The 12626-nt window shown below is 40.2% G+C and carries 11 protein-coding genes, 1 pseudogene and 1 riboswitch; of the genes and pseudogenes, 11 read left to right on the forward strand and 1 reads right to left on the reverse strand.

All coding sequences use genetic code 11. From position 1 onward, the window contains the following. Positions 1-53: 53 nt before the first annotated feature. Positions 54-1565, forward strand: coding sequence for an efflux RND transporter periplasmic adaptor subunit (locus ACPW7N_RS15545; RefSeq protein ID WP_425652018.1), 1512 nt, complete (start codon positions 54-56; stop codon positions 1563-1565). Positions 1566-1816: 251 nt separating this feature from the next. Then, positions 1817-3151, forward strand: a complete 1335-nt coding sequence (locus tag ACPW7N_RS15550; protein ID WP_425652019.1) for an amino acid permease — start codon at positions 1817-1819, stop codon at positions 3149-3151. Positions 3152-3198: 47 nt separating this feature from the next. Here ACPW7N_RS15550 and ACPW7N_RS15555 read toward each other — a convergent pair whose 3' ends face one another. Further along, complete coding sequence (locus tag ACPW7N_RS15555) at positions 3199-3828, reverse strand: YHYH domain-containing protein (RefSeq protein WP_425652020.1); 630 nt, start codon at positions 3826-3828, stop codon at positions 3199-3201. A gap of 445 nt (positions 3829-4273) precedes the next feature. Here ACPW7N_RS15555 and ACPW7N_RS15560 point away from each other — a divergent pair, with 445 nt between their 5' ends. The 9 genes and pseudogenes from ACPW7N_RS15560 to ACPW7N_RS15600 all read left to right on the forward strand — a co-directional run bounded on the left by ACPW7N_RS15560 (position 4274) and on the right by ACPW7N_RS15600 (position 12625). Further along, the gene (locus ACPW7N_RS15560; RefSeq protein ID WP_425652021.1) at positions 4274-4942 is read left to right on the forward strand and encodes a vWA domain-containing protein; all 669 of its coding nucleotides are present in this window, start codon (positions 4274-4276) and stop codon (positions 4940-4942) included. A gap of 53 nt (positions 4943-4995) precedes the next feature. Beyond that, positions 4996-5097, forward strand: a pseudogene (locus ACPW7N_RS15565) (sigma factor); the annotation flags it as partial. Between the two features lie 472 nt (positions 5098-5569). Next, complete coding sequence (locus ACPW7N_RS15570) at positions 5570-5764, forward strand: transcription initiation factor TFIIIB (protein ID WP_425652022.1); 195 nt, start codon at positions 5570-5572, stop codon at positions 5762-5764. A 27-nt stretch (positions 5765-5791) separates the two neighbouring features. Continuing rightward, positions 5792-6568 (forward strand): RNA ligase family protein, encoded by a 777-nt coding sequence (locus tag ACPW7N_RS15575; RefSeq protein WP_425652023.1) that lies wholly within the window; start codon positions 5792-5794, stop codon positions 6566-6568. Positions 6569-6991: 423 nt separating this feature from the next. Continuing rightward, positions 6992-7726, forward strand: coding sequence for a CPBP family intramembrane glutamic endopeptidase (locus ACPW7N_RS15580; protein WP_425652024.1), 735 nt, complete (start codon positions 6992-6994; stop codon positions 7724-7726). Positions 7727-8092: 366 nt separating this feature from the next. After that, entirely contained in the window at positions 8093-8812 is a 720-nt protein-coding gene (gene sigK / locus ACPW7N_RS15585) for an RNA polymerase sporulation sigma factor SigK (RefSeq protein WP_425652025.1), read from the forward strand. A gap of 204 nt (positions 8813-9016) precedes the next feature. Next, positions 9017-9676, forward strand: a complete 660-nt coding sequence (locus ACPW7N_RS15590; protein WP_425652026.1) for a hypothetical protein — start codon at positions 9017-9019, stop codon at positions 9674-9676. 150 nt (positions 9677-9826) lie between these two features. After that, positions 9827-9938: riboswitch (SAM riboswitch) on the forward strand. Positions 9939-10016: 78 nt separating this feature from the next. After that, positions 10017-11057, forward strand: a complete 1041-nt coding sequence (locus tag ACPW7N_RS15595; protein WP_425652027.1) for a sugar ABC transporter substrate-binding protein — start codon at positions 10017-10019, stop codon at positions 11055-11057. Between the two features lie 74 nt (positions 11058-11131). Next, positions 11132-12625, forward strand: coding sequence for a sugar ABC transporter ATP-binding protein (locus tag ACPW7N_RS15600; RefSeq protein ID WP_425652028.1), 1494 nt, complete (start codon positions 11132-11134; stop codon positions 12623-12625). The last annotated feature ends 1 nt before the right edge of the window (position 12626 follow it).

Raw genomic sequence — 12626 nt, forward strand, 5'->3', positions numbered from 1 at the left:
GACGAAGAGATGTAATCAAATAAAAATATCGTGAGAAGAATGAGAGGGTTCACATGAGCAAGAAAAAGTGGATCATTATGGGGAGTATTGTACTTGTTTTGGTTGGGGGATTTTTTGGATGGAAATATTGGGAATCAAAGTCTGTTGCAGAAGAGCAAGTACCAGAGCAAAAAGTAGAGATGCCTACAGCTATGGCAGATAAAGGCGAAGTGAAAAAAACAATCTACGCTACAGGTACTGTGGAGGCGAAAGAGTACGAGGAAGTAAAACCGGAACTGTCCGCCAAAGTAGAAAAGCTGCTCGTGAAAGAAGGCCAATCGGTTCAGAAAGGTGATGTACTCTTCACGTTCGACAGTGAAGATGCAGAGCTACAGTATCAGAAGCTGGAGATTTCCTTGGCCAAAACAGAACAGGAAATCAGGAAGCTAGCCAAGCGGTTGCCGGAAATCAAATCGGATAAGCAAGGCAAGGTTAAAGAAGTCATGGTGAAAGTGGGAGACGAAGTAACACCCAATACCGTACTCGCAAAAATAATTGACGTGAATCATTTGAAAATCAACGGGAGGTTCTTCGGTACTCAGGCAAATAACTTCAAAAAAGGGCAAAAAGTGCGTGTTTTCTTACGGAACTCCCTTACTTTTGTGGAGGGAGAGGTAATTGAGCTTGATTCCGTTGGTCAGAACGTAGAGAAAAATGGGATTCTTTTTGACGTAACCGTATTGGTGAAAAAGGTGCCAGGAATAGTCGTTGGAGATCCTGGTCAGGTGGAATACCGTAGTCCCTCTGGAGAAGTAGTGATGAGTCATTTAGCCACAAAATTTGAGGCTCCAGAAGAGATCGACCTCATCGCAACGACTGAAGGCAAAGTGGCGAAAGTGTTGATTGACAAAGAAGATGAGATCAAAGCAGGTCAGCTCGTAATTGAAATGGATACGGAATCAAACGAGATGGATTTGAAAGAAAAAGAAATCTCTCTGAAGCAAGCACGTCTGGAACTGATGCAAAAGCGTCGTGATATCAGCAAGAAACAGGTTACAGCGTCTGTAAGTGGCGTAGTGACCAAGGTTAATGTCAAGGAAGGCAACAACATTGATGGGAGTAAGCCAGCCATGGTGATCCTGAATATGTCTGAGGTATTTATGAAAGCGTCCGTGGATGAGGTAGATATTCCTTACATACAGGAAAACCAGACAGTAGACGTCTATGTTACCGCTTTTGGCAATCAAGTATTTACTGGCAAAGTAATCAAAATACCACAAGAAGGCACGACACAAGATAAGACCGTTCGCTTTGAAGTAAAGATTGCAATTCAGGACGGAGGCAAGATCAAGCATGGCATGACCGGTGACTGCGACATCAACGTGAACAAGGTAGAGAATGTCGTGCGCCTCCCCGTCAATGCTGTTGAAGTGTTAGAAGACGGCAAGGGTACAGTTATGGTCAAAGATCCGAAAAGCGGAGAACCAACACCCAAACAAGTGGAGATTGGCGTAGAAGGGGCCGAATTTATCGAAATCAAGAGCGGGATCAAGGAAGGGGAAGAAGTCTTGCTGATGGGTGTGTAGTGATAGAATCAAAAGAGAATGATGAGGTATAGATGGATACCCTTTTCGGAATGCCCGGGGAGGGTATTTCTATTGTTATCGGAAAGGATTATATTTGTCATTTTCATGACTTTTTTCTAAAAAAATAAAATTTATTTAATAGTTTTATAGTATTAGTTAAATAATAGATTTGATTTATTCTTCAATTTAAGATATAACAGAAAAGTTGAAAAAAACATATATACAGAGAGAATAAGTCAGAAGGAGAAGACATGGAGAGTAATCAACAGGATTTACAAAGATCAATGAAGGAACGCCACATCATGATGATTGCGCTGGGTGGTGCAATCGGAGCAGGTATCTTTAAAGGGAGTAGTTCCGCTATCAACATGGCCGGGCCTGGTGTTGTACTTGCGTTTATACTGGGTGGCATTATTATGTTTTTTGTCATGCAAGGGTTGGCAGAAATGGCGGTTCAAAATCACAAAGCCAGAACATTTCGCGATTTGCTTGAACCGATTTTGGGCGGCTATGCTGGTTATTTTATCGGATGGACCTATTGGACCTTTTGGGTATGTGCGATGGCGGCGGAAGCCGTTGCGGCCGCATCCTTCCTGCAATATTGGTTGCCAGATCAGCCGATTTGGGTTTTAGCCTTAATTGTCTCAATATTTATTACATTGCTAAATCTTTTTTCAGTAAAAGTCTTTGCAGAAACAGAGTATTGGTTTGCTTCGATCAAGATTGCGGTCATCGTAATGTTCATCTTGTTTGGTTTAGCTGTGTTGCTTGTTCCGATGGGAGGTCATCCAGCAGTCGGATTTTCGAACTTGACAGCCCATGGCGGTTTTTTGCCAAATGGAATTTTCGGAATAGTCTCAGCAATGCTGGTTGTCATCTTTTCCTATGGTGGAACCGAAATGATTGGGGTGACATTGGCGGAAGTCCGTAATCCCGAGAAGGTCATTCCCAAGGCGGTTCGTGGCACCTTTGTGCGTATTCTATCCTTTTATGTGCTTCCGTTCCTGGTGATCGTCAGCTTGATCCCGTGGAATGAGGTTGATGGGGCGAAAGAAAGTCCGTTCGTAACCGTTTTTGAGATGATGGGCATTCCGTTCGTGGGCCATTTCATGAATGCGGTTATGTTGACTGCAGTGCTATCTGCGATGAATACAGGTATGTATGCTGCTTCACGTATGCTCTATACACAAGCTGTTGATGGAAGAGCTTGGCGTGGATTCTCAACGCTATCCAAAAGACATGTACCGGTGAATGCAATTTTGGCGAGCACATTTTTCATCTATATCGGTGTACTGATCTCATTCTTCGCAGGGAACAAAACATTTGAGTACCTCATGGCTTCGTTAGGCTATACGATCCTTATTATTTGGTTCTTTATTTGTTTGGCTCATTTGAATAGCCGAAAGAATCAGAAGGAATTGACTGGATATTACGTTAAATGGTATCCGTATACCACGTGGGCAGCCATTATTTCGATTGTTTCGATCTTTATCGGAGTGCTCTTTACCACACCGATTTGGGGTACAGTGGTTACGTTGGGAATGTATTTGATGATCAGCTTGAATTACTTTAGGAAGAGCAAATAGGACGTAACAAAGGACCTCTATTTAGAGGTCCTTTGTATTGTCTTCAATCAATACGCCACAGTTTTAGAAATAAAACCAACTAACACTTTTCCGCTTGCATCTTTTGTAGATCCATAATAAAAGCCGTTATTCTCCCCAACTACATAAACCACGGAATTCTTTGCAGCAAATCCTCTAGCTGAAGCTGTGTTAACAGGAATTGACAATAAATAACCTTTATCTGCTTGTACTTTAACTGTTTTTGGCTTGATAACAATGTACTGTGTAAGCAAACTTCTTGATACATATCCTTTATCAATGGAAACAAATCCATCGTAAATACTTCCAAGGTCGTTTATCTCATATCCATACCACAAAGTAGTTGATGGCGTTGAATCATATGGAGAAGCAAATACATTAGCCTTCTCAACTGCTACAATTGTTTTCTTTTGAACTACAGGCGCTGCAGGTGTGGTCGGCTTTGGCTTGGATACAGGAGCGGATACAGGAGCAGAAACGGAACCGCTAGAGTGCCCACCATTGTGATAGTGATATCCTGTACATAATCCTTTTGCTTTTGACTTGTCAGAACAATTGTGTCCACCACTGGAGTCAGTTCTGCCTGAATGTGCATCTGCTGAGACAATAGGAACGAATATTAGTGCGAGTGTGAGTACAGCGCTTAGTATTTTGTTCACTGTAAATCCTCCTTAATTTTGGTAACATGTTGAATTATACTAACTTTTGGTGAATTTTGTAAATGCACTGCGTGAAAATAGTAGAGTAAAAAATATGATGATAATGGGGACCAAGCCTATTTTCTCTATATTCAAATAGTACAAACAAGCTTTATCTAATCAAAAAAGCAACTCATCTAAAAAGAATGAGTTGCTTTTTTGATTATAAAAGGGGTTCATTCCAAACAAAATTGATTAAATAGTCACAGTATTAAAATTACATTCATGGTAAAATTGGGTAAATTGTCTTATTTGTAATTGAGAGCTGCAGTAATGAGTGAAGAAGAGTTTCAGAAGTTTATTGAGGATTGAAGCAAAGTCTAATCAGCGTTTCCCTCACATATCTTAATGTTGTAAAAATTGCCCAATACACTAGTGTAAATATTCCTTAAAGAGGAAGTGTAATATGATATCTATAAAAAAAGAAGTACAGGTAGTATTAGAAAAAAAGAAATTGCAAAATGTTGTTGCTAAAGTTGGTCTTGTTTTAGATATCACTGGCTCGATGCGCTCTCTTTACAAAAATGGAGTAGTTCAGAAAGTAGTTGAGCGAATTTTATCAGTAGCAGAAGCGTTTGATGATAATGGGGAACTAGATGTATGGGTTTACGATCATCGTTTTACGAGACTTCCTTCTGTAACTGCTAAAGATTTTACTAATTACGTAGAACGAGAGATTCTTAACAATAGTACAGTAGAAAAGTTTGGACGCAATGACGAACCATTAGTCATGAGAGATGTGCTTAAAAAATACCTACAAGAAGAACCAAGCAAGATACCTAGTTTTGTTGTTTTTATTAATGATGGTGGAGTTAAAAAAGGTGGAGATGATCCTATTGACGATATCATCATTGAATCATCAAATCAACCTTTGTTCTGGCAGTTCGTAGGTATCGGCAATTCTGACTTTGGTGTTCTAAAAAAGCTTGATACACTTAAAGGTCGCTTAATTGATAACGCTAACTTCTTCAGCATCTCAGATATTGAGAGTATTAGCGATAGTGAATTGTACGACAAGCTGTTAGATGAATTTCCACAATGGATGACCGAAGCAAAAAGAAAAGGTGTTTTATAAATACACGGATAAACCATCTGTATTGTCTTAATGACATGAACATTTAGAAAAATGGTACCATTGGTTTGATCAAAGCCATCGAGAGTTATCAGGTTGATAAAGGAACCAAGCTGGCAACCTATGCTGCCAGGTGTATAGAAAATGAAATCCTCATTGCATAAATGAGCATAAAAAGTTATAGGTAATCCAATAATCAAACCAAAGGGCATTGTCTTCGGATAGTGCCTTTTTGATTTGATTATTTGTTTTACTCTATTTGATTAAATAGTCACAGTATCCAAAATTTCCAATATGGTAAAATTGTGTAAAATCTACTTATCGACAATAGGTCTTTGAATTCAAGTAATGAACTAATTCAATATTTTATTAGGAGGAATCTCATTTATGACATGTACGAAATGCAATAGCACAGGTTATATTGCTGAGTATAAGCATATCTATCAAAAAAATGAGGTGACTAATTATGAGACTTTATTGGATTTATAAAGAGGGATACTCTGATAATATTGCGTTTTTATGCTGCTGAAAATGCTACAAAATTAGTCGATGAAGAGTCGTCAACTGCTTATAGAGTTAAGCTAGAACAGCAGATAAAATGAAGACTTGATACAAAAGCGAGGTGAAAAGATGAAAAGCTCAAAAGACCAGTGTCCCAGATGTGGAAGTTATGAGATTGGAAAAGGCAAGCAAGCTGGTGATGCGGCGGTGATTCCTTTAAATAAGCTGTTTGCTTTTGGCTCTGCCATATTTCATAGAATCTGTACAAATTGTGGTTATGTTATTGATAGTTTTGTTGAAAATCCGTCTAAGTTTAAAGGATAAAAAGGTAATTTTATAAGGAGTGAAAATATGGACTTAAAGAAAATCAATTCGCTAACTAAGTATCCAAGTATTCTTACTTATCATTCGTTAGGTGATAGAGGTCGATTGAGGGAGGAACTGTCTCAAGACAAAGGATTCAACTATTCTGATGAAATTTATGTGTATGAAAAGGTTGATGGCGAAAATTCAAGAATTGTTTTGTTCAAGAATTACTATAATGAAATTGATTATCTGATTGGATCTAGAGAGGAACTCTTGTATGCCAAAGGAGATAGAATTGGAAACCCTTACGGAAATATAGCTGAGTTTTTAAAACCGTTAGCCGATAAACTTCAAGAAGAGATCTTCCCGAAAGGCGATTGGGCATTAACTGTCATTTATCAAGAGTCATATGGAGGAAAAACAAAAGCAGCCAGCAACTATACCAACAAAAAGACTCAAGGATATCGTGTTTTTGATGTATTCTCTCTTAATCAGGTTGAACTCGATAATTTAATGAAGTTACCACTAGAGAAAATTGCTGAATGGCGTGAGCACGGCAAACAGCCTTTTTACTCTGAAGTCGAGAAAATGAGTTTTATAGATAGTCATGAACTGGCATATGCTCCGTTGCTGGAAACAGTTTATGGTGAGTATTTTCCCAAATCTTTAGATGAAACCTTTGATTTTTTAAAACAATTTGAGAAAACGAAAGTTGGCATTGACTCTTCTGGTAAGTCAGAGGGCATCATTGTTCGGACATCAGACCGAAAGCAAATTAGAAAAATCCGATTCGAAGATTACGAAAGAACTTTTAGAAAATAGTTAATACAATAAAAGAGCGATTTGGAAGTAATTTTAAGCAATAAATTTTTGCAAAATACAAAATAGAAGGTGGTAGTTAAAGTTAAATGTTTATGGAATTTTTAACTAATATATTCCGAAGAAAAAAAGAAACAACAACCATACGTCCACATTTTGATGTTGAGTATAAAATTGATGCTGAGTATAAAAAAATCATGGATGGAAAACGTATTAATTGAATTTTTATTTAGGAAAACAGTCATAAGCAAAGATGACCGTTATGAGGTAGCCAATGATATTATTAAAGCTATTGCTTTAATGAATATAAAAGCAGAAAGAGACTTATTGAGTGGAGAGATAAAATAGTTGGAGATAAAGTGATGACCTAATAACTAATTCAAATTGGCATTTGATTAAAACGGCACTAAGGAGCAATGAAAATTCGTGAAAATTGAGAAACCAATAAAGGAATCGGGTATCTTTACACTATATTCAATATTATATATCTTCATTGTTGCATTATTTTCTGTAGTGATATTGTATTTTCCTATGCCAATATTAGGAGCTATATATTTTACTCAAGATGTATGGTATGTGGTTTTTGTTAAAATCATTTTTCTGTTTTTTATCCCCTTGTATATCTATAGAAAACTTGGCTATAAAATTTCTTGCATATATAAAACCAAATTAACTTGGAAATTATGTATGGCTGTGTTTTGTTGTTTTATTATTGGAAATCTTCTAAATGGCAAATACTTAGCTGAGATTTATAGAGTTGTTGCCAATGGTGGTGATATGATATGGATAAAATTCACAGTTGGACTTCTATTGCCACTTGTGCAAGCTGCTATTCCAGAAGAGATTTTCTATAGATATATACTCCAAACTCGATTGGAAAAAGTATGTGGAACGATTTTAGGTATTTCCATATCTGCCATCTTATTTGCTTTATTTCATTTTCCCTCTCGTTATTTACTTGCAAGCGGAGCCGAGGGAACTGCAGGTAACATTTATTCGGTTCTCGTAGGGACTATTTTGCCAGTGTTTATTATCGGTATCATATTAGGATTTTTGTGGTGGAGATATAGGAACATTTGGGTTTTGATTGCATTACATTATGGAATTGATACTTTACCTTCGATTGCTTCATTACTACATATAATCAAACAGAGCCACTAATGCTAAATAAAATGGGGATTTGATTAGAAGTTTTGGGAGGACATAAGTGTTTAAAGCAAATGGGTATGTTGAATTTTGATTTTGGTGATTATCCTGTGTCATTCGCAAAAGAGTCAAATAGTGATGATTATTATTTAATTATAATTATGAAGAAACTTTTTTGAATGACTGACTGGTTTGATTGAAACAGGATATCGGTAAGAAGGATAGGGGAATTATCCCTGTCCTTTTTTTGGTAAATTCTCATTTCAGGCTAGAAACTGGTCATTCAGGAGCTTTTTACGTCTTTTCTGATCGTACATGCACGCATAGGCTCCCGCCTACATATGGTTAAGAGTAGACAGCAACTTTGGGAGGTGGCAGCTTATGTCCAGCATCTTTATGGTACTCACATTACTTTTTAAAGAGCTGTGCATGTTCGTCGCATATGTAAAAAACAATGCATTTCCTCAGCCGCTTGCGGAGGTCGATGAAGAGAAGTTTTTACGACAGATGGCGAAAGGCGATGCCTACTCACGCAACAAATTGATCGAACACAATTTGCGCCTTGTTGCTCATATTGTCAAAAAGTTTGAAAATACAGGGGAAGACAGCGAAGACCTTATTTCTATTGGTACCATCGGTTTGATCAAAGCGATTGAAAGTTATCAGGTGGATAAAGGCACCAAGCTGGCAACCTATGCAGCCAGGTGTATAGAAAATGAAATCCTCATGCACCTAAGAAGCTTGAAAAAAACACGTAAGGACGTATCCCTGCACGATCCAATCGGGACTGACAAAGAGGGCAATGAAATTACGCTAATCGATGTCCTTGGCACCGAAAACGACGAAGTGGTAGATGCCGTACAGTTAAAACTGGAATCCAGCAAAATTTATCAGCATATCCACATCCTTGATGACCGTGAAAAAGAAGTCATTATCGGGCGGTTCGGGCTGGATAAAGACAAGGAGAAGACTCAACGTGAGATTGCCAGAGAGCTCGGGATCTCCCGTTCATATGTGTCTCGCATCGAAAAGCGAGCCTTAATGAAGCTGTTCCACGAGTTTTATCGGTCGAAGCAGCAGGCTCAGGGACAGGGGAAATAGGGAATTACAAGGTTGTATACAAAGAAAACTGATAAAAGCTGGCCCATTGCAGATGTATACTGCTTTTGGTCAGCTTTTGATTGAGCGAAATGGCTTTGACATGTTTTTATTTTTGTGGTTTGAACCACTGAATTTTACACTTTTTGACAGTAGTATATGTTTCATCGGATCACAAATTATTACGCAGAAATGAGGTATTACCCAATGAACAAAGCATTATCTCGGATTTTTTCTTTTGCAGTCATTTCAGCAGTTTTATCTACTTCAAGTGTGGTAAGTGCTGAAGAACTGCAACCCAAAGACGCCGCTCCAGTATCGAGCAATATTAAGTTAGAAACCGCAGGAGCCTTTACTTCCCTGCAAATCGGCGACTCCGTTCGTGTTTTCAGTGATAGTCAACAACTATTCCAAACAAAAGGCCCGCAACAAGCAGGTTCCATAAAAGACTTATTCGTCCTCCCTTATGGACCTGCACAGGTACCATTTATCTTGGTCAAAAATGATAAAAATGGATTGATGGTTTTTAGTGATTTATGGCCGGAATTCTCCAAAGGAAAGGAAAAAGACATAGAAGAAGCATACGACAGCGGACGAGTGTTTTATACACCTCAAGCCAAAATTGTAAGCAAGACGGCTCACCATTATGCAGAGCAAACAGGCAACGAAGCAGTAGCTTTTATAGCCAATGATTTTAAAGATTTGAAAAAAGGTTACCACGAAGCAATCCGTGTAAAAGGAAAACTAAGAGGATTAATTATCTATGATTGCTGTCCATATCTGGTAGTAGAAAATGAAAAAAATGAGTTAATCGTATACCATGCCGGTGAAAAAGGTGCTGAGCAAGCAGGCACCATTGATCTATAACAAGCAACGGTCGTCTCATCTGTACTAGATGGGGCGGCTTTTTTGTTTTAACCCTCGAATGACTGTTGACAAAAGTCACAGGTGATTGTATTATCCAATCTATACAAACCCGATCGACTAACTTGGGTTTAATCGACAATAAGTAGATTACTCTTATCAAGAGCAGGCTGAGGGACTGGCCCGATGACGCCCGGCAACCTAACATTCTACAGGAATGTTAAGGTGCTAACTCCAGCAGGTACATGTACCTGGGAGATAAGAGGCGAGACCTGGTTCGAAGCCTCTTTCTCCAAGAAAGAGGCTTTTTTATTTTTCAAAATCAGTAAGGGGGAAACGATTCATGTACAGTCAAACAACAAAACGAATTCATTGGGCTTTTTCATTACTTCTTGCAGTTGCATTGTTTGTAACAGGGTGCGGCACAGCTAACAAAGAGTCGAAAGGTTCGGAAGATGCTGACAATGGGTCGAAAAAAAGGATTGCGCTGGTGATGCAGTTCAATATCGGAACCTTCTCTTCTCAATACATTGCCGGAGTAAAAGAAGAGGTAGAGAAACAGGGCGCAGAAGTAACGGTGTTCAACTCGGAAGGAGACTTGGGAAAAATGTCCTCCAATTTGGACGCCGCCATCAACCAGCACTTTGACGGTATCCTGATTGACCACGGTACTCCAGAAGCATTGGAGCAGGGTGTAAGGAAAGCGGTAGAGCGTAAAATCCCTGTTGTGGCATTTGACGCAAACCTGAACGTTCCGGGAGTGACGGTCCTTCAACAAGGCGACCAGAAAATGGCTGAATTGACGTTGGAAAAATTGGCGCAAGATGCTGGCGGTAAAGGGAATATCGTGAAGGTTTGGGTAGCGGGCTTCGCTCCAATGGAACGCCGTCAGGAAGCCTACAAAGCGTTTCAAGGAAAATACCCGGAGATAAAAGAAATAGCGGCATTTGGTTCCGCTACCCCGAATACAGCGCTTGATACACAAACACAAATGGAAGCCATCCTCAAAAAATATCCAAACAAAGGTGATATTACTGCTGTTTGGGCAGCATGGGATGAATTTGCGAAAGGTGCTACAAGAGCAATCCAGCAAGCGGGACGGACGGAGATCAAAGTGTATGGCATTGACTTGAGCGATGAGGATTTGCAATTGATCCAGGACCCGAATTCTCCGTGGGTTGTGTCTGCTGCCGTTGATCCAACAGATATTGGACGCGTGCAAGTTCGTTACTTGTTTAAGAAAGTAAAGGGTGAAACGGTTGAGCAAAACGTGGTCCTTGATCCCGTTCTTGTCACTCGTGAGGCACTTCCGAAAGAACCAGTGAAAACAACCGACCTGGCGAAATACGTACAAGGTTGGGGAGCCAGTCAATTAGGAAAATAAGAAATGGAACGAGTTCCCGACCGGAGGTAATCCGGCGGGAACCTTTTACTACCAGAAGAAAATGAGGGATTTGTGTGGCTACCTTGCAGATGAGACGAATAAACAAGCGGTTTTCTGGCGTCTCGGCGCTGCGATCCGTTGATTTTGAGGTGAAACAAGGAGAGGTACATTCTCTTTTGGGAGCCAATGGGGCTGGCAAAAGCACACTCATGAAAATCTTGATGGGAGCTTACCAAGCCGATGAAGGTGAAATTCTGATGGATGGTCAGGTCCTTCAGATTGATTCTCCTATTGACGCTAAACGCAGTGGAATCTCAATCGTCTATCAAGAAGTGGATATGGCCTTGATTCCGTATTTGAGCGTTGCCGAAAACATCTTGGTGGATCAATTCGTGCAAGCCACCAAACGAGGCCCAATCAAATGGTCGAAGCTTTATCAAGAGGCAGAAGAAATCCTGGAGCGTTTGGATTTTTCTCTATCTGTCCGCAAAAAGGCGGAAGAATGCAGCTTGTCAGAGAAACAACTGATTCTGATTGCCCGTTCCATTGCTCAGGAGGCGAAATACATCATATTCGACGAACCGACAGCCCCCCTCTCGTCCACGGAATCCGAACGGCTATTTGAATTAATTGCTCAGCTAAAACAAAACGGAGTGGGTATCATTTATATCTCCCACCGATTGCCCGAGGTGTTTCGTATCAGCGACCGGATCTCCGTCATGCGTGATGGGCAACGCATCAGTACGAAGGAAGCGGGAGATACGACGATGGATGCCGTGATACATGACATGCTGGGCCATTCTCTCATGGAAGAGTTTCCAGAGCGAGGCCCCTCTGTGGGTGAACTGCTTTTTGAAGCCAGAGGTATCACGTTGGATAGAAAAGTGCGTGATGTCAACTTGCAGATACATGCTGGTGAAGTGGTCGCCATCGTCGGATTAGTAGGTGCAGGAAAGACAGAGTTGGCACGAATCCTGTTTGCTGCAGATCCACTTGATAAAGGGGAGTTCTATCTTCGTGGTCAACAAATCAAGGTTTCGACTCCACGAGAAGCTGTCCAGCAGGGGATCGTACTGATACCCGAAGAACGTCGCAAAGAAGGTTTATTAGTAGAAGAAACGGTCAAACACAACCTTTCCATCTCAACCTTGAAGAAATGGACGACACTTTCCTTTATCAAACAGGGATCGGAAACCACCATGGCCAAAGGGTTAGTTGAGAAGCTGGGAATCAAGACAGCGGGAATTGAGCAGCAGGTTAGTTTCTTAAGTGGCGGCAACCAGCAGAAGGTCGTGATTGGCAAATGGCTGTATACGGATTCCGAGCTTTATTTGTTCGATGAGCCGACCAAAGGAGTAGACATCGGGGCGAAACGAGAGATTTACTCCCTGGTTGGTGAACTGGCAGCCCAACAGAAGGGAGTTCTTTATTTTACTTGCGAATTTCAGGAAGCTTTAGGGATCGCTGACCGAATTCTGGTTATGTATGACGGAGCCATCGTCAAGGAAATCAGCCAGGAAGAGTGGGACCCGGGATCCATCATGTACTATGCAAGCGGGGGTCGATAAC

The organism is Brevibacillus nigriterrae, assembly GCF_049846925.1.
In the GTDB taxonomy this organism is placed as follows: Bacteria; Bacillota; Bacilli; order Brevibacillales; family Brevibacillaceae; genus Brevibacillus_H.